The 18896-nt window shown below is 50.1% G+C and carries 18 protein-coding genes; all 18 read right to left on the bottom strand.

What is annotated here, in order from left to right; translation table 11 throughout:
• Positions 1 to 35: 35 nt before the first annotated feature.
• The 18 genes from HPY81_00635 to HPY81_00550 all read right to left on the bottom strand — a co-directional run bounded on the left by HPY81_00635 (position 36) and on the right by HPY81_00550 (position 18800).
• A complete protein-coding gene (locus HPY81_00635) occupies positions 36 to 3683 on the bottom strand; it encodes a PolC-type DNA polymerase III (protein ID NPV25965.1) in 3648 nt (1215 codons plus the stop codon).
• A gap of 69 nt (positions 3684 to 3752) precedes the next feature.
• A complete protein-coding gene (locus HPY81_00630; GenBank protein ID NPV25964.1) occupies positions 3753 to 4415 on the bottom strand; it encodes an MgtC/SapB family protein in 663 nt (220 codons plus the stop codon).
• A gap of 49 nt (positions 4416 to 4464) precedes the next feature.
• Positions 4465 to 5115, bottom strand: a complete 651-nt coding sequence (locus HPY81_00625) for a glycosyltransferase family 2 protein (protein NPV25963.1) — start codon at positions 5113 to 5115, stop codon at positions 4465 to 4467.
• Positions 5116 to 5135: 20 nt separating this feature from the next.
• A complete protein-coding gene (locus HPY81_00620) occupies positions 5136 to 6872 on the bottom strand; it encodes a proline--tRNA ligase (protein NPV25962.1) in 1737 nt (578 codons plus the stop codon).
• A gap of 6 nt (positions 6873 to 6878) precedes the next feature.
• Complete coding sequence (gene ispG, locus HPY81_00615) at positions 6879 to 7967, bottom strand: flavodoxin-dependent (E)-4-hydroxy-3-methylbut-2-enyl-diphosphate synthase (GenBank protein ID NPV25961.1); 1089 nt, start codon at positions 7965 to 7967, stop codon at positions 6879 to 6881.
• Positions 7968 to 8009: 42 nt separating this feature from the next.
• On the bottom strand, positions 8010 to 9053 hold the full coding sequence (rseP, locus tag HPY81_00610) for an RIP metalloprotease RseP (protein ID NPV25960.1): 1044 nt from the start codon (positions 9051 to 9053) through the stop codon (positions 8010 to 8012).
• Between the two features lie 69 nt (positions 9054 to 9122).
• Positions 9123 to 10271 carry a 1-deoxy-D-xylulose-5-phosphate reductoisomerase gene (locus HPY81_00605; protein NPV25959.1) on the bottom strand — a complete coding sequence of 383 codons (1149 nt, stop codon included), beginning with the start codon at positions 10269 to 10271 and terminating at the stop codon, positions 9123 to 9125.
• Between the two features lie 89 nt (positions 10272 to 10360).
• Positions 10361 to 11470, bottom strand: a complete 1110-nt coding sequence (ytvI, locus tag HPY81_00600) for a sporulation integral membrane protein YtvI (GenBank protein NPV25958.1) — start codon at positions 11468 to 11470, stop codon at positions 10361 to 10363.
• Between the two features lie 11 nt (positions 11471 to 11481).
• Positions 11482 to 12294, bottom strand: coding sequence for a phosphatidate cytidylyltransferase (locus HPY81_00595; protein ID NPV25957.1), 813 nt, complete (start codon positions 12292 to 12294; stop codon positions 11482 to 11484).
• 18 nt (positions 12295 to 12312) lie between these two features.
• The gene (locus HPY81_00590) at positions 12313 to 13101 is read right to left on the bottom strand and encodes an isoprenyl transferase (protein NPV25956.1); all 789 of its coding nucleotides are present in this window, start codon (positions 13099 to 13101) and stop codon (positions 12313 to 12315) included.
• 109 nt (positions 13102 to 13210) lie between these two features.
• The gene (locus HPY81_00585; GenBank protein NPV25955.1) at positions 13211 to 13447 is read right to left on the bottom strand and encodes a hypothetical protein; all 237 of its coding nucleotides are present in this window, start codon (positions 13445 to 13447) and stop codon (positions 13211 to 13213) included.
• Complete coding sequence (gene frr / locus HPY81_00580) at positions 13447 to 14004, bottom strand: ribosome recycling factor (GenBank protein NPV25954.1); 558 nt, start codon at positions 14002 to 14004, stop codon at positions 13447 to 13449. Before frr ends, HPY81_00585 begins: the two co-directional genes overlap by 1 nt.
• Before the next feature lie 5 nt (positions 14005 to 14009).
• On the bottom strand, positions 14010 to 14726 hold the full coding sequence (locus HPY81_00575) for a UMP kinase (GenBank protein NPV25953.1): 717 nt from the start codon (positions 14724 to 14726) through the stop codon (positions 14010 to 14012).
• Positions 14727 to 14807: 81 nt separating this feature from the next.
• Complete coding sequence (gene tsf / locus HPY81_00570) at positions 14808 to 15461, bottom strand: translation elongation factor Ts (GenBank protein ID NPV25952.1); 654 nt, start codon at positions 15459 to 15461, stop codon at positions 14808 to 14810.
• An 83-nt stretch (positions 15462 to 15544) separates the two neighbouring features.
• Positions 15545 to 16252, bottom strand: a complete 708-nt coding sequence (gene rpsB / locus HPY81_00565) for a 30S ribosomal protein S2 (protein NPV25951.1) — start codon at positions 16250 to 16252, stop codon at positions 15545 to 15547.
• Positions 16253 to 16431: 179 nt separating this feature from the next.
• Entirely contained in the window at positions 16432 to 17022 is a 591-nt protein-coding gene (locus HPY81_00560; protein NPV25950.1) for a hypothetical protein, read from the bottom strand.
• A 25-nt stretch (positions 17023 to 17047) separates the two neighbouring features.
• On the bottom strand, positions 17048 to 17365 hold the full coding sequence (locus HPY81_00555; protein NPV25949.1) for a hypothetical protein: 318 nt from the start codon (positions 17363 to 17365) through the stop codon (positions 17048 to 17050).
• A gap of 19 nt (positions 17366 to 17384) precedes the next feature.
• Positions 17385 to 18800 carry a DUF342 domain-containing protein gene (locus HPY81_00550; protein NPV25948.1) on the bottom strand — a complete coding sequence of 472 codons (1416 nt, stop codon included), beginning with the start codon at positions 18798 to 18800 and terminating at the stop codon, positions 17385 to 17387.
• Between the last annotated feature and the right edge of the window lie 96 nt (positions 18801 to 18896).

Genomic DNA, 18896 nt, shown 5'->3' with positions numbered 1-18896 from the left:
GCAAAAGCGCTAACTCACAAAAACAGCCAATTCAGCTAGGCAAAAAGCACCAGTTGGTCCGTAAGAGGTAGATGGCGTAAACAACCGTGGGTCGCCAGGGCGTCGAGCACCGTCTTTGAAACCCGTCCGCGCACGCGCAAGTCCTCAATCGAAGTAAAGGGGCGCTCCTCCCGCGCCTGCACAATGTTCCTGGCCGCTGTTTCCCCTACTCCCTGAAGACCAGCCAAAGGCGGTAGTAATCCATCAGGCGTAATCAAAAAATGAGTCGCTAGAGAACGGTCCAGGTCAACCGGTAAGAGTTTGATGCCACGAGCATACATTTCCAGAGCCACCTCCAAAATTGTTAGCAGGTTTTTTTCTTTAGGTGATGCGTCAACCCCCTTTTTTTCTATCTCTTCGATTTTTTTCAAAACAGCGTCGTATCCCTGAACAATCAGCTGAGCGTCAAATTCATCTGCTCTGACGGTAAAAAAGCTGGCGTAGAAAGCCTCAGGATAATAAACCTTGAAGTAAGCAATACGGAAGGCCATGGTCACGTAGGCCACTGCGTGGGCTTTGGGAAACATGTACTTAATCTTCTGGCACGAAGAAATGTACCAGTCCGGGATGTTTTGGCGCCGCATGACCGCTACATAATCAGGTTTAAGTCCTTTGCCTTTTCTGACGTCCTCCATGATTTTAAAAGCCACAATCGGTTCCATTCCTTGGTAGATTAAATAAGTCATGATGTCATCACGGGTCGAGATCGCCTCAGATAATTTGGCCTGACCGCTGCGAATCACTTCCTGGGCGTTATTCAGCCAAACATCCGTACCGTGTGAGAAACCACTGATCCTGACCAGGTCAGAAAAAGTCTGTGGTTTAGTTTCCTCCAGCATTTGCCGGACAAACCGGGTCCCAAATTCGGGAATCCCGTATGTACCAACAGTTGACCGGATTTGCTCCGGTGTTACTCCTAGCGGCTCTACTCCAGAAAACAATCGCATTGTTTTCGGTTCTCCCAAGGGAACCTCTCTGGGGTTAAAGCCAGTAAGATCCTGCAGCATCCGGATCACCGTCGGGTCGTCGTGTCCGAGAATATCTAATTTCACCAGCCGGCTGCTGATCGAGTGGTAATCAAAATGAGTCGTGATCACTTCTGATTCGGTATCATCCGCTGGTCGCTGTAAAGGAGTAAAGTCATGCACATCAACGTCCCGTGGGACAACCATTAGTCCCCCCGGGTGTTGACCAGTGGTGCGTTTAACCCCGGTACAGCCCTGGACAAGGCGATTGATCTCCGCGTTGCGGGCCACAATCTGATGGTCTTTTAAGTAGTTCTTAACAAAACCAAAGGCCGTGCGCTCAGCGATGGTAGCAATCGTCCCCGCGCGAAACACATGATCCCGGCCGAACAATTCTTCCACATATTTATGGGCCCGGCTCTGGTATTCACCCGAGAAGTTAAGGTCAATATCAGGAACTTTATCCCCCTCAAAACCTAAAAACGTCTCAAAAGGAATATCGTGGCCATCCCGTTGGTACTGACTCCCACACCGTGGACAGTTCTGATCACTCAAGTCGGCCCCTGAACCAATTGATCCATCGGTGATAAATTCCGAGTGATGGCAGTTCGGACACACGTAGTGTGGTGGTAACGGGTTAACCTCCGTAATCCCGGTCATAGTCGCGACCAGGGAAGAACCGACTGAGCCCCGGGAGCCAACCAGGTACCCGTCATCATTGGATTTTTTAACCAGTTTATGGGCAATTAAATAAAGGACAGCAAAACCATTCTTAATGATCGAATTGAGTTCTTTCTCCAGTCTGGATTGAACCAGGGCGGGCAGTGGATCACCATAGATCTCGCGCGCCCGGTTATAGGTCATTTCGATAATCTGTTCCTCAGCCCCCGGGATTTTGGGGGCATACAATTCGTCAGGGATCGGTTTGATGTCTTCGATCCAGGAATTGATTAAATTGGAGTTGGTCACTACTACTTCGTAAGCCGTTTTCTCACCCAGGTAGGCAAAATCATTCAGCATTTCCTCCGTGGTCTTGAAGTAAAGTGGGGCCTGAAATTCGGCGTCTTCAAAACCCTTCCCGGCTTGCAGGATGCGGCGGTAAACCTCATCAGCAGGGTCCAAAAAATGCACGTCGCCCGTAGCCACCACCGGTTTACTCAGCCGGCGGCCAAGATCAACGATGGCTTGATTCATTTCCTCCAGTTCCCGCACCGACGAAAACCGGCCGTTACGGACCAGAAACTCGTTGTTTCCCGTCGGTTGAATTTCTAAAAAGTCATAAAATTGAGCGATTTTCTCCAGATTGGCGCTCGGTTGACCGGCCAGATATGCCTGGATCAACTCGCCGGCTTCACAGGCTGACCCTATGAGTAACCCTTCCCTTCTCTGCACTAACTCCTGCCGCGGAATCCTGGGGGTACGGTAGTAATACTGGAGGTGAGAAAGCGTAACCAATTGATATAAATTTTTCAGACCGATCTTGTTTTTGGCCAGGATGATGCAATGGTATGACCGCCGCTGCTCCGTACCCCGTCGGCTGGGTTCATCCACCAGGTAGGCTTCCATCCCCAGAATCACCTTCACACGGTACTTAAGCCCAGCTTCATAGGCCTCTGGAAAGGCCTGAACTACCCCGTGGTCGGTGATCGCTACCGCTGAGTGTCCCCATTCAGCGGCTCGTTTAATGATTTCCTCTGCGCTGGCCAGACCATCCATCGCACTCATGCGGGTGTGGAGGTGGAGTTCCACCCGTTTCTCAGCCGCCTGGTCATGCCGCGTCGGGGCCTGACCGACATTTAAATCACTAGCCAGAATCGTCAACTCCTGGCTGTAACGGTCGAATTGCGCCATTCCCCGCACAACAACCCAGGTTCCTTCTTTAAGCCACTGGTCCGGTCTCTGCTCCTTGCCCTCCGCGAGGAATATTTTTACGGAAATAGAATCGGAGTAGTCAGTGACATCAAAAGTCAGCAACTTGCGTCCTGACCGTAATTCCCGACAATTCAGGTTGAACACTTTACCCTGCAGGGTAACACTCTTTTCTTCATCAACAATCTGCTTAATCGGGATTGGCTGAGTGTTGATTGCTTTGCCCCAGATCAATGGTTGGCCTGAATTATTTTCATTTTTAGGAGTTACCTTATCAACATTGACTGTTGGAATAAGGGGTTCTTCCCAATGTTGTTCATCATAGGTTTCGTTTACCAGTGTGCGAAGTACCACCTGAAGCTGCCAGCCCAAACGACGTTCAAACCATTTATTTAGCATTTGAGCACCATTTTTTTTGCTTAAATAGACAACACCCAACTGGTTTTCCAAAAACAAGGTCAGTGTACCACCATCTACGAGTGGCTGGGCCAGTTCGAGCCATCCACGAAAAATGGGTAATTCCTCGACAATCACGGCAGACAGTTCCGCCCAGTATTCCTGGCAAATTTGGTTCGGCTCGAGCGACCCGAGATCATATTCGACATCCCATTCGACCCGGTTCAGGGATGGCACATTCTGACACGCGACCTTACCTAACCTGGCTAGGTGACCAGGAGCAATAAGGCCAGGTAGGCGCAAGCCTATTCGCCATGCCCCCTGACTCGCCCAAACCGTCACGTGGCGTACCTCGCTGCAACTTAGAATCTCTTTCACCGACAACGGTAAATCTGCTGCTGCTGCCCATTCCATCAGTACCGATATACTCCCTCCGAGGGAGGTCACTGGTTCTGAAACAATTACCGACATGTATTAGGCCCCCTATTCCTGATGCTCCACACGGTGCACACCAGGCACCTCGTGCAGCTTTTCGGCAACGTTCCGCGGACGAACCAGACTGGGCAGCTTTAACATCAGTTCTACTTCCAGCTTGTCCCCTTCCACGTGACTAAGTTTGATGTTCTTGATATGGACTCCTTCTTCACCAAGGGCGACCCCGATCCGACCGATCTGGCCAGGTTTATCGACCATCGTCACCTTAAACAATTTATATTCTCGCAAGCCGGTGATGCGGTCCTCAAGTTTAAAGAAATAAACAAGAACCATCAGAATCAGGGCAGTCGTCACCACAGCGGCTAAATACATCCCAGCCCCAACCGCCAGGCCAACACAGGCCACTACCCACAGACCAGCCGCCGTAGTTAAGCCCTGAATGTTGGCTCCTTCGCGCATGATTGTACCCGCGCCTAGAAAACCGATCCCACTGATCACCTGGGCGGCAATTCGTCCCGGATCAGCATTGACCATGGTATGATACTTATAAAACATTTCTAATGATACCATCATAGCCAGGGCAGAACCCATACATACCAGGGTATAGGTGCGTAATCCCGCGGGTCGATTCAAGCTCTCTCTTTCCAGGCCGATCAGTCCACCTAAAAAACAGGCCAGGGCCAATCGTAAAATCATATCGTACTCAGACATAACGCATATCCTCCTCCCCTGTTTAGCGCTTAAATGCAGTTATTAGCGGTTAACTACCCCAACCAGTATTCCGGGTGACACATTTGGCAATTTCCCAGTACATTTTCATTCTTGCCGCTAATCCCTTAACTACCCCAAATTTCTCTTCCTTCATTACATGAGATAGATCCTCCAGGACAACCTCCTTAACCCGCAGCTGATGCTCATCAACATAGCGGTTCAAGGCCACCTCAACGCCAAAACGTAAGCCACTCAGGTTACCGATCTGGTACATAACTTCACTACGTATCGCCCGTTGCCCCGAGAGAAAAGGGGCAACCAACTGAGCCAGATCGGTGACAATTCTCCCGTGTTCAAATATGCCCACCGACATATCCGCTTCACCGCTAATAACTGGTTGAAGCAAAGCACTAACATGAGCCGGGGTCAGACCAATCAGGTCGGCGTCTAGAAACAGAATCACCTCATAGTTGGCTGCTTCGACACCAACCATCATCGCCCCGCCTTTTCCAATATTTTCCTTTAGCTCAACTACCCGTACCCCCGCCGCTCGCGCGATCTCGGCTGTTTCATCTGTAGAACCGTCGCTAACAACGATCACCTCGCCAATGATAAAAGGATCGCCGTTCTTGACCGCAGCTAGAACCGAAGCGATTGTCTTCGCTTCGTTATAGGCTGGGATAACTACCGAAGCTCTCAATTTCAAGCCTCCTCATTTGATCACTTCAATACCTCGCTAAGCGTTGCCTGTATTTCCTCTTTCACCAGTTTGGCAATGTAATCAACTGCTTCAGGTAACGGCACGAAAAACTGCTCGCCGGTCTGACGCTTTTTCACTTCTACCTGTCCTTCTTTCAAGGCTTTGGCCCCTACTGTCACGCGGATCGGGTAACCGATCAGGTCGGCGTCTTTAAATTTTACGCCGGCTCTTTCATTACGGTCATCAACCACCACTTCCAGACCACTCCTCAAGAGACCCTGATAGAGTTCTTCCGCCACTCTCATCTGTTCAGCATCATGAGTACTTACCGGAACCACGATCACATGGAAAGGAGCGATCGGCATGGGCCATTTGATCCCGTCCTGGTCGTAATTTTGCTCTACCGCTGCGGCCATCGTTCGGCTGACGCCGATACCGTAACAACCCATCACCATGGGAAGTTCCTGTCCCTTTTCATTCAGGAATTTCGCCCCCAGCACCTCACTGTACTTGGTTCCCAATTTAAAAATATGGCCAACCTCGATGCCGCGAGCAACCGTGACCGGGCTCGCACATTTAGGACAGGGTTCACCGGCTTCCATCGTCCGTAAATCTGCCACCACGTCCAGCGAAAAATCAACACCGGGGGTAATACCCTGCCAGTGATAATTAACCTGATTGGCCCCCACGATCGCCTCAATTACAAAAGGGACTTCCAGATCGGCATACACTTTTATTCCCGTAAGCCCGATCGGACCCACCGAACCGGGAGGCGCCCCGGTTACTCGTTCTACGGTGGCGTCATCGGCCAATTCAAGCCGCAGGCATTTCACCAGGTTCTTCAACTTTGTCTCATTGATCCTTCGGTCGCCGCGAAGAAGCACGGCGATCACCTGATCATCGGCCTGGTAAAACAGAGTTTTGATTACCTGTTTCGGACTGACCTTGAAAAAGTTTGCCACTTCTTCCACGGTCTGTACCCCTGGCGTGAACACCCGCTCCCGCTTCAAATGCTTAACCTCAGCCGGCTCAACTTGGGGCTGGCATTCGGCTTTCTCGACATTGGCGGCGTAGTCACACACCTGACAAAACACCACCTCCGCTTCACCTGATTCCGCCAGGACCATGAATTCATGGCTGGCGTTACCACCGATTGCCCCGGGATCGGCTTCAACAGCTCGATACCGCAAACCACACCGGGTAAAAACGCGACAGTAAGCATCGTACATCTTGCGATAGCTAATTTCCAAGCCATCGGCATCTACATCAAATGAGTACAAATCCTTCATGATGAACTCGCGTCCTCGCATTAACCCAAAACGTGGTCGCCGCTCATCACGATACTTATTCTGCACCTGGTACAGCAGCAGAGGTAACTGCTTATAGGAGCGTACCTCGCCTCTAACCAGGTCAGTTATAATCTCTTCATGGGTAGGTCCCAGACAAAAATCTCGTTGATGACGATCCTTCAGGCGGAACATCTCTTCCCCATAAACTGCCCAACGGCCCGTCTCCTGCCATAACTCAGCGGGTTGGATGATCGGCAGACCCACTTCTTGCCCCCCGGCCCGGTCCATCTCCTCGCGCACTATTTCGATGATCTTCTTAATGACCCGTTGTCCCAGTGGCAAATATGTATACACGCCCGCGGTTGTTTTACGAATCATACCGGCCCGCAGCAAGAGCTTATGGCTGATGACTTCGGCTTCGGCCGGTGTTTCCCGTAGAGTTGGTGCTAACATTTGTGAAATCCTCATCTTGTCTTATTCCCTCCACTCTTCCTCATCATTTTTTCTGTGAGCAATCAATTGCTTTATTTCCGCCAGCAGCACCGGCACCAAATCGTTCTGCGACACCTTGCGGACCACTTCACCGTGTCTGAAAAGGACGCCGACGCCTCGTCCACCCGCTATACCGATATCAGCCTGGCGGGCCTCGCCAGGGCCGTTCACCACACAACCCATGATGGCGACTTTTATAGGTTCCGTCAGATGCTGCAAATTACGTTCCACCTCTTCCGCGATTTCTACGAGGTCAATTTCACAGCGGCCACAGGTTGGACAGGAGATGAGCTCTGGTCCGCGCTGTCGCAACCCTAGTGATTTCAAGATTTCATAACCAGCCCGCACCTCGGTAGTGGGATGACCGGTCAAAGATACTCTTAAAGTATCGCCAATTCCCTCGGCCAGTAATATTCCCAGGCCCACCGCCGATTTAATCGTTCCCGTATAAACCGTGCCGGCCTCCGTTACTCCAATGTGTAAGGGGTACTCGACCCGATGCGACAGCAGCCGGTAGGCAGCCAGCATTAACGGGACGTACGCGGCCTTTAGCGAAACCTTTATATCATAAAAGCCTAGCGACTCTAGAATATCAATGTGTCTCAGTGCACTCTCGAGCATTGCTTCTGGAGTTACACCTCCGTAGCGCTCGAGCAAACGCTTTTCCAGGGATCCCGCATTAACTCCGATCCGAATGGGGATCCCTTTGTCTTTCGCCTTGGCAACCACCATACTGACCTTATATCGGTCGCCAATATTGCCCGGGTTAATTCGCAATCCGTCGATACCAGCGTCCATAGCAGTAAGCGCCAAACGATAATCAAAGTGGATGTCGGCGACCAGAGGAAGCTTGGTGGCCGGCCGGATCCGCCCTAAGGCCTCCGCTGCTTCCTGATCTACCACTGCGAGGCGGACGATCTCGCACCCCACCGCTTCCAGTTCCCTGATCTGGGCAATTGTGGCCTGAACATCACGGGTATCGGTTTTTGTCATAGATTGGACTGCTATTGGTGCATCCCCGCCGATCTTGACATTTCCCAAGCGGATGACGCGGGTTTTTCTGCGCTTAATCTCTGACACTGGTTTTTTCACCTCAGGTTTCGCAGGGCTTCATCAAGACAATTTGGTCTGACCGAACAGCCGAAGAATATCATTATAAGTAATAACCAGGAACAACACCATCAATAAGGCAAAGCCGATCATGTGGATCAGGTTCTCCTTGTCCGGTTCCACAGGTTTACCCCGAATGCCTTCGACACTTAAGAAAATCAACCGACTGCCGTCCAGGGACGGGATCGGCAACAGATTGATTAAGCCCAAATTAATACTGAGTATTCCCGCAAAATTGAGAAGATAAGCCAGGCCGCCCTGGGCTGCTTCACCAATCATGTGTGTTATTCCAACCGGTCCGGCCAGGCCGCCCGGTGGTGCAGTTCCCGTAATGAGCTGTACTATCGAAGATAACACCGCGACCGTTAAAGCCCATGTCTGCTTAAGACCCGTCTCTACGCCCTCCATAAATCCCAGACGGTGCAAAGTCACCGTCTGTCTGATTCCGATCTGACCCACCTTCGCCTGCGGTTCGAGAGTTGGTGTCACCTTAAGGAGTATCTCTTTCCCTTGACGCACCACTTTCAAGGTTATTTCTCGTTCAGGGTTAGCGTGCACCACTCTGACGAGGTCATCCCAATTAGTGACGGGTTGCCCATTGGCCGCTACAACACGGTCATTCGCCATCATCCCGGCCTTAGCCGCTGGCCGCCCCGGTAAAACCTCACCAATCACGTTTGAGTTGGAGAGGGTGGGGATGCCAATCACCGTGAAGGTAAAGACAAACAATAGTAATGCCAGGACAAAATTCATAAAGGGTCCGGCAAAGATCACTCCAGCCCGTTGACCAACAGGTTTACGGTTAAATCCATTCGGGTCGTCTAGATCGTCTGACTCCATGCCGGCCATCCGGACATATCCACCTAGTGGCAAAACACGGATAGCGTAGAGTGTGTCTCGGTGCGTAAGGCTGACTAACTTTGGACCAAAACCGATGCTAAATTCATGAACTTTTATTCCTGACAATTTGGCGGCCACGAAGTGACCCAGTTCATGAAATAAAATCATCAAGGCAAAAACCAGGATTGCTGTCACCAGGGTGTGCATACTTCCGCCCCTTTCATCAAAGAATATGCCATACCTCTACTCATTTTGTTACTACTGATACGGCAGAACCTACTTACTGGCGAGTTTATACGTCCAGAAACGCGCCCAGCGGTCCGCCGCCAGAATGTCCTCCAGGTCTGGTGAATTATGGACTGTATGTTTTTGCATGACCTCTTCCACCAGTCGGGGAATGTCGAGGAAACCAATCTTTTGGCTCAAGAATAATTCCACCGCTACTTCATTAGCTGCGTTCATGACAGCTGGCAGTGTCCCGCCGATCCGACCGGCACTGTAAGCCAGGGCTAGACACGGGAACCGGGCGTAATCAGGGTGATGGAAAGTCAATTGGCGAAGCGCGGCTAATTCCAAGCGCGGTAGGGAATTTGGCCAGCGTTCGGGGTAAGACAAAGCGTATTGAATAGGGATCCGCATATCCGGGATGCCAAGATGGGCCAGAATAGCCCCATCCGCTAACTCCACCATGGAGTGAATGATACTTTGTGGGTGAATAACCACCTCGATCTGGTCGAAGTCTACGCCAAATAACCAACGGGCTTCGATTACTTCCAGCCCTTTGTTCATTAATGTAGCAGAGTCAATAGTGATCTTCTTGCCCATTACCCAATTGGGGTGACGGAGTGCCATGGCCGGGGTTACTGAACTAAGCTGCTCTGCTGGCCAGGTCCGAAATGGACCACCGGAGGCAGTCAATAAAATCTTACGTAAAAAAGCCGTTTCATTCCGTAAACACTGAAAAATTGCTGAATGTTCACTGTCAACCGGCAAGATCTTAGTTCCTCTATTGCTGGCCTCCCTCATGACCAGTTCGCCGGCAGCCACCAACGTCTCTTTGTTGGCCAGCGCCACTACCTTGCCGGCCCTTACCGCCGCCCAGGTAGGTTCCAGACCAATTACACCGCTGAGAGCGCTCACCACAGTATCCACTTCTGGCAGCGAAGCGATTTTTTTCAAACCCTCCATCCCAAACCACACTTCCACTGGCCAACCATGAAGGCGCCGACGTAATTCTTCGGCCAAGCCAGGTTCCATTACTACCGCAACAGCTGGACGGTATGCGCGAATTTGTTTTTCTAGTAAGTCAATGTTGCTTCCCGCGCTCAGGGCGACCACCTCGAGCTCAGCCGGATGCTCACTGATTACTTCAAGGGTCTGGCGGCCAATTGAACCGGTTGATCCCAATATGGCCAGCTTCTTCATTGTCTTGCTCATACATTTACGCCTACCTCAACTATAATTGTAAGTGGTTTTTCCCCTCGCTCCCACATTCCGTCGAAACCTTCGTCCTATCACTTCGTCCTGATCCCAAACAAATTTCGCCAGAGGCCGGCCCGTCGGGCGGCCTGAAACACCACCAGGATTACCGGCCCCAGAACCATCCCCACAATCCCCATAGTCTTCAGCCCTACGTACAAAGCAAACAAGGTCGCCAGGGGATGCAGGCCGATACTTTGCGCCACGATTTTAGGTTCAAATAATTGTCTAATTAGCACTATGATACCATATAGCACCAGCAGGCCACAACCAAAAGCCAGGTGGCCACTGACAAACTGCCAAATGATCCAGGGGATAAAGACCGTCCCAGGTCCTAAAACAGGCAAGAGATCGACCAAACCGATAAGCAAGCCCATTGTTAGGGCATAATCTACCCCCAAAATACTCAAACCAACGATGCTCAAGAGAGCGGTATTCGTAATCAAAATAGCCTGTGCCCTCAAGAAACCGGCTATGGCCTGACTCAAATTACGTCCCAATCCCCTGGTTTCTTTAACCCAAGCTTCCGGTACCCAGTCCAATACTGTTTTTAAGATTAGATCCCGATCGCGGCTGATAAAAAAGGTCGCCAGGGTCGCAATGAGCAAGACGGTGAAAACTTCTGGCAATGTTCCCAGAAACCTGAGCAGTCCTCGAACACTGAGCTCAAGAGTACGTTGCAGGGCATTAATAATTGTGCCCAGGTTATTGGGAATTACTTCGGGCGGCAGGTTTAGCCGCAGATAAATATCAGTAAGCTGTTGAATCAAACTTGAATAATTGCTGGTCAGATCGGAAGAGTAGTAGGAAATTGTCCCAGACAATTGAATAAGCTCCCTGATCAATCTGGACACAGCGAGGGTTAACAGCAACCCGATTCCACCCCAGACGCTTAAAAGGACGATGAGCACCGCCCAACCCCGGCTGAGTCGGCTCCATTTTTCTATGCGGTCTACCAAAGGATCGATAAAAAAAGCCAGGAAGACGGCAATGATAAATGGCGATAGATAGCCGGGCAGCGTTCCTAACAATCCAGCCAGGCGGGGGAGAAATATAAACAAGGTCAGGTATATCGTTAACAGCCCGGTCAGAGCAATACCAAGTTTAAGCAGGGTTTCCAAGTACTTCTGTAAGTTGGGATGCATTTCCAATCGCCTCACCCTATTACAAACCACTTCAAATAGTAATATACGGCGGGGCCGGTCAGAAGCAGGCTATCGAAACGGTCGAGAACACCGCCATGTCCAGGAATCAGATGCCCCGAATCCTTGATTCCACTCAACCGTTTTAGGGCAGATTCCACCAGGTCGCCAAACTGCCCCAAAATGCTTACTAATATCCCCAGCCCTAAGCACAACTCCAATGGAAAAACAGGTTTATAATAATAATACAGTAACATGGCCGCCAACAAGCTGCCAGCCACTCCTCCCAAGGCTCCTTCCAGGGTCTTATTGGGGCTAACCTGCGGGGCCAGCTTTCTGCGTCCGATTGCCCGCCCGGTGAAATAAGCGCCCGTATCTGTTGACCAGGTTAAAATCAAGGTCAGCAGCAAATAATCAAATCCCTGGGGGGCCAGGTCGCGCAACAGGAATAAGTGACTTAGCAGCCAGCCAACATATACACTACCGAAGACGCCTACAGCCGAGTCGCTTAACGTATAGCGTGGATAGGTAATGACTAAGAGACCCAGGTTTACCCCCACCACCGCTAACAAAACCGGCGCCAACCAGTCCGCCCTAATTAATCCTCTGCTACTAAGATATGCCCCGACCAAAAACGATAATCCTCCCAGACTGGTCATCAGTCGGTGCGGCTGAAGTCGAATAGCGCGGGCCAGCCGGATAAACTCCCCGGTCCCAATAATGATAAGCACCCCAACCACTGTCGCAAGATATAAACCGCCTAAATAAGCCACAGCAAGTAATACTGGGATGCCCAGCAGGGCGCTTAAGATCCGCCACCGTAGCATAACAATCACCACCGCTTCTCAAGCGTTAATCCCGCCATATCGGCGGTCTCTCTCCTGATAATCGATAATAGCTTGAAGTAAATGATGCTTTCGAAAATCAGGCCACATCACTGGACTAACCCATATTTCCGTGTAAGCGATCTGCCACAACATGAAATTACTGACGCGCATTTCACCAGAAGTACGAATCAACAAGTCTGGATCAGGCAATCCGGCCGTATCCAGTTGGCTAGCAAAAAAGGCCTCGTCGATGTCATCGATCGCTAATTCACCCATTTTCACCCGGTACGCAATCTGGTGAACAGCGTCAAGAATTTCCAACCGACCGCCGTAATTGAGAGCGATATTCAACACTAATCCCTGATTGTTCTTCGTCTGTTCTTTTGCTCGGTTTAACTCGGCCTGAGCCGATACGGGTAATCTGGAAATATCACCGATGGTTCTAACCTTTACTCCCTGCTGATGTAATTCCGCCAACTCCTTCTGGACATACTCAACCAGGAGGTCCATAAGTCCATTGACCTCTTCGCTTGGCCGTTTCCAATTCTCGGTCGAGAAAGCATAAACCGTTAGAACGGCAATCCCCAACTCACCACAAGTCCGCACAATTTCCTTCAGCGATTCTACCCCCACACGGTGCCCGGCCAGCCGGGGGAGCCCACGTGCTCTCGCCCATCTCCCGTTACCATCCATAATAATTGCGATGTGTCGGGGTAAGCGTTCCGGCTTTATTCTAGCTAATAACTGCTGTTCATCTGGCTCACTTTTCTCCCCGCGCCGCCACCATCCACCCAGCCTTGCCGCCATGCTTCCACCTCCCAACTAATAGACATGAATCTTTTTTTCACAAGAAGACCTGAAATTACTTTGAACAAAAGCAAATGAACAAAGCCCCCTCACCAAGGGGGTTCATGCTCTACTCCTTAAGCTCGCTCATTATATCAGCGTTTCCCTCCGGTACCATACCCGCCACAACAAGTTCTACCAACCGTTCACCAATCACTTTCTGACGAACCACCCGCCTGAGAGCACCAGCTCTACCCTGCGGTGGTTTAGTGACTACCACACGTACTGTCCAACCTTCTGCTTCCAACCGTTGGACAGCAACCTCGGCCTCCCAGGCCACCAAATTTGGCGGTTTCCTCTCACCCATCATACTTCCATAATCTCTTTTTCTTTCGCTTCCATAACCTTATCGATCATTTTAATATAATTATCAGTTAGTTTCTGAACGGAGTCCTGACCACGTTTTGCTTCATCCTCGGAGATTTCTCCCTTCTTTTCTATGCTCTTCATCTTGTCATTAACTTCGCGTCTGATGTTGCGTACAGCCACCTTTGATTCCTCAGCTTTTTTCTTCACGACTTTGGCCAATTCTTTGCGTCGCTCCTCGGTCAATTGGGGGATAACGATCCGGACCACGACCCCGTCACTGGTTGGGGTAACCCCCAGATCTGACTTCAGGATCGCCTTTTCAATCGCGGGGATTGTGCTTTTATCCCAGGGCTGAATGACGAGCATGCGCGGTTCGGGCACGCCAATATTGGCTAATTGATTGATCGGGGTAAGCGTCCCGTAATAATCAACCAGGACTCTATCCAAAAGGGCAGGAGTAGCCCGACCAGCCCTTAAAGTAGCGTATTCTTTCTTGAGGGCTTCAATGGCCTTCTGCATACGCTGTTCAGCATCATTAACCAGTTGGTCCAACATCATCTCTACCTCCCCACATAGGTTCCAATTTCCTCTCCCATGATCACCTTCATAATGTTGCCCTCTTGGTTAAGGTTAAACACAATGATCGGTATCTTGTTATCCATGCACAATGAGGTCGCGGTAGAATCCATAACCCCCAGACCCTTATTTAAAACCTCTATGTACTCCAAATCTTTATACATCTTGGCATCCGGGTTAATCAGAGGATCGGAATCATAGACCCCATCAACTTTTTTTGCCATCAGGATAACCTGGGCCTCAATTTCCGCTGCCCGTAAAGCCGCCGTCGTATCGGTTGAAAAATAAGGGTTACCCGTGCCTGCTGCAAAAATGACCACACGCCCCTTTTCCAGGTGGCGTATCGCCCGCCGGCGGATGTACGGTTCAGCGACTTCGCGCATATCAATCGCCGACATGACGCGAGTATCGACACCGACTTTTTCCAGCGCATCCTGCAAAGCCAGCGAATTAATTACCGTCGCCAGCATCCCCATGTAGTCAGCCGTTGCCCGGTCCATCCCTTTGGCGCTCCCAGCTACCCCACGCCAGATGTTACCTCCCCCGACAACGATCGCCACTTCTACTCCCCGGTCCTTGACTTCACGGATCTGTTGGGCAATAGTGTTCACTGTGTCCTGGTCAATTCCATATCCTTTGTTTCCTGCTAAAGCTTCTCCACTCAGCTTCAGCACCACTCGCTGGAATTTTGGTCCGGTCACGAACTGAATTACCTCCAAGCTCTTTTCCGAAATATTCTTCTACAATAATTGACAAATTCCTTTTTCCTCAACCATAACTTGTTAACCCTTCTGCACCTGGGCCATGACTTCAGCGACAAAATTATCTTCGCGCTTGGCGATCCCTTCACCCATTTCATAGCGAACAAAACGGCGAATGGCAATGTTTTCTCCCAGCTTGGAGATCTTTTCCATCAACACTTGTTGAACAGTTATATCAGGATTTTTAATAAACGGCTGCTCCAGCAGACAGACATCTTTGAAAAACTTCTCGATTCGACCCTCAACCATTTTTTCGACGATCTTTTCAGGTTTGCCTTCATTTAAAGCCTGGGCCCGCAGGATCGCCTTTTCCTTATCAATAACTGCAGCTGGCACCTCTTCGCGGCTCACGTACTCCGGCTTGGCCGCTGCGATCTGCATGGCGATGTCCTTACAAAACTCTCGATACTCATCTGTTTTGGCCACAAAATCTGTTTCGCAGTTGACTTCAACCAAAACGCCAATTCGGCCAGGCCCGTGGATGTAAGCCTCGACTCGTCCCTCAGCAGCAATTCGTCCTGCCTTCTTGGCCGCCGCGGCCAATCCTTTTTCCCGTAAAATTTCTATAGCCTTGTCAATATCGCCATTGGTTTCAGCCAGTGCTTTCTTGCAATCCATCATCCCTGCACCGGTTCGTTCGCGTAGTTCCTTAACCATTGCCGCCGTAACTTCCATGAACATCTACCTCCTCTTTACATAAACAAAATAGGGATGAGAGATAGGGTTTTTCGCCCTTCTCCGTCACCCCTACCCCTTTGTTATTCCGCCGCTTCCGTCATTTGTTGCCCCTGCTTGGCCTCTAAAACAGCATCTGCCATCTTGGAAGTCAGGAGCTTTACGGCCCTGATCGCATCATCATTACCCGGAATCACATAGTCAATCTCGTCGGGATCACAGTTAGTATCAACAATCGCCACAAGGGGTATCCCTAGTCGACGTGCCTCAGCCACCGCAATTCGTTCTTTCCGGGGATCAATAACAAATAAAGCCCCCGGTAACTGGTGCATGTCTTTGATCCCGCCAAGGAAACGCTCAAGCTTCTCCTTTTCCCCCATCAACTTGGCGACTTCCTTTTTAGGAAGGACGGTCAAGGAGCCATCTTGCTCCATCCGCTCCAGTTCACGTAACCGCTGAATACGCTTTTGAATGGTGGGAAAGTTAGTCAGGAGTCCACCTAACCACCGCTCATTAACGTAGAACATTTCACACCGCTGGGCTTCTTCTTTAACCGATTCCTGGGCTTGTTTTTTGGTCCCTACAAAGAGAACAGACTTACCCTGGGCCACCACGTCCCGAATAAAATTATAAGCCTCTTCGACCTTTTTCACGGTCTTTTGCAAGTCAATGATATAAATACCATTCCGCTCCGTGAAAATGTAGGGTGCCATCTTGGGATTCCACCGGCGGGTTTGATGCCCAAAGTGCACACCGGCTTCTAGCAGTTGTTTCATTGAAATAACGGCCACGAAAACACCTCCTCTCTGGTTTTTCCTCCGTCTCTGTCATCTTTCGGCAAGACCACCACAGGTGGCACCCTTACCGAGCTCGAGAGACGTGTGTATTTTTTACACCATTTTTTAGTATAACACACCAGATGCGTTCTTGACAATGCCTGATCAGAGTTTTGATAAATTTAATGTAATTATTACCAGTTACTTGGCTGATTATACATAGTTTGTTTCTTCTTGAGTTCAAGGACCAGTTCCACTTCACCCTGGCCCAGATTAAGGGCCTGCGCGATCTCTCTGATGCTCCACCCCTGTTCTGCCAAATGATATATTTGTCCATAGCGATCCAGCAACCTGTTCTCCGCCGACATACTTTCTGCTAGGCTGATAATATTCGAAGAGTCTCTTAACACTTTATTGGGATTGGGGCGGGACTGTTTTGTTGATTTCCTGGTAGTTTTTACATTAGACTTGATTTCCCTAAACATGGCTTCATGCCGCTTCAACTCCGGCGCATCCTCACGTTCGTCTTTGGTTTGGCCAATTTGATTATCATTTACAAGAGGAGTAATCAACCTGGTTTCAACCTGGTGCACTAACTGCTCGGATACTTTAACTGTTTCGCGCAACAATTCTTCCAGTTCTGATTTAACCAGTCGGGCCTCATCCAATAAATCATTGAGTTCTCTCTTTTCGGCAGCTAAAGTCGCGTGACGACCAGTCTGGTTCCTGAAGACCAGCACCCCACCTAACATTATCAACCCTAAAACCAGCATTGCATAATTCAATTGCTCACCAACTCCTTTTAATGTATCAGACTTTGATGTCGATAACCTGGCCCAATGATGGTTCAGTTAGGCTTTCCAACAAATCATCTTCTTTTTTCTTCGACGATTTTCTCTGCTGCCGGGCTGCCCCCCGGCCGGTAGAGGTTTCGCGTTCATGGATCAGGGCCTGTTCCCCTTTCGGTGTTGACCGAACTGCTCCCTGCTGGCGTTCGACCTGCTGCTCAAGTTGCGCGGCAAATTCTTGTTGCTGCTGCTCCGGACCTTGTTGCTGAATTCGCTGAGTCCGGCTCACCTCCTGAGTATGGGGCAAGAGTACCTGCAGGTCAAGGGAACGAATTGACATCCTGGTTCACCCTTTCCCTTTAAAAGTAGGGATAAATCTTGATATCTCCCATGTCTTCCGTAAGCGTCACATACTGCAGCGGATCATTGACGTGCATAGTCAGTTGCCCAATTACAACAGTAACCCCGGGATAAATCGTACCTGATACCCGCACCTTACAGCGACGCAATTCAGCCAGTTCCTCTTCCAGGGCCTGTTTTTTCTGCCGCAGTTCTTTGATATCCCGGAGCAATTGCGATTCCGTCATCCGTAACCGGGCCAGGAGTTCCTGCTTTTCCGGGGGCAGTTCACCCCGAGTTTTTTCTACATAACTAAGAACACCCAGCACCTGCTGCACTTTCTCCAGATTTTTCTCTCTTGCGATAAGATCACTGGTAGTTTGTTTGTATGCCTGTCTGATTTCAGGCTTAACTCCCACCTCAACCTGGGTGGGGGGAGCCAGTAAGGACCCAATAACTTTGGCCTTAATTTCTTCCGCCGCCCGGCATACTCCTCCCACGATTACCCCACGCCGTCCCTCAACAATGATGCATTTGCCCGCACTGACATTGCTGTTCATAATTGCATCAGCGATCACGACATTCTCACCGGCCTGAATCTCTCCATTTTCTACAAACCGAGCAAAAACACTACCTTTGGCCCAGACTATTCCTCTGCCTTGTCCCATAATGCCTTTTTTTACTTCGATATTACCCTCGGCATAAAGACTACCACCCTCCACCGTGCCGTGGACCTCAATGTTTCCCTCAGCCTTAACGATAAAGCCGCTTTTCACATTGCCCCGCACAATCACGTTCCCCACAAAATTGATGTTGCCCGTACTCAGGTCTACGTCACCGTTTACCTCATAGACTGGAAACACGTGGACAATCCCATCGATTAGCACCACATGGCCCGCCGTCGTCGCCACCACGGCGCAGCCATCCTTGTCCACGATAGTATTTTTCCCCCGTCGAAAATTAATGTTTTTCCCCGGGAGTGGACGAATCATCTGACCAGTTACGGTAATGCCAGGTTCGCCTGGCACCGCTGGGATTTTTGTCGCCAAGACCTCTCCAGCGCGAACATTATGCACTAGATTAAGGTTATAGAAATCTACTGTCCCATCTTCCCGCTCAATCGGTTTAGCCTTACCCGGTAAAGGGAAATGGTAAGTTATTTGCGCATCCCGCCCGTGTTCAACTTCTTTCCCTCTGGCCACCACGATTTTGATTAACTCTTCACTTGATTCAGCAGAAAGCCGGACCGCCTCCCGGACTGCTTCTTCATTAATACTAAAGATCACTCCCTTGTCTTTCAATGCTTGATAGATCTGGCTTTCTGTAACTGGGGAAGTTCCTGGCCGCCGGTTAATATACAAGGTTGCTTCCATCTTGTCATCACTGATCTTGACCAGGATCTCCATTTCGGGGACTGGATTATCCTTTTCGGACACCACGGGTCCTCACCTCTCAGTCCAGATATAAGCAGCAACATTAAACTTGATATTTATATTATCGACGGATCACAAAATTATGTTTAAAAACTGATT

It is taken from the genome of Bacillota bacterium (assembly GCA_013178045.1).
Lineage (GTDB): Bacteria > Bacillota > Ch66 > Ch66 > Ch66 > Ch66.
Note: the sequence above shows the minus strand (reverse complement) of the source record. Positions and strands in the feature narration are given on the sequence as shown.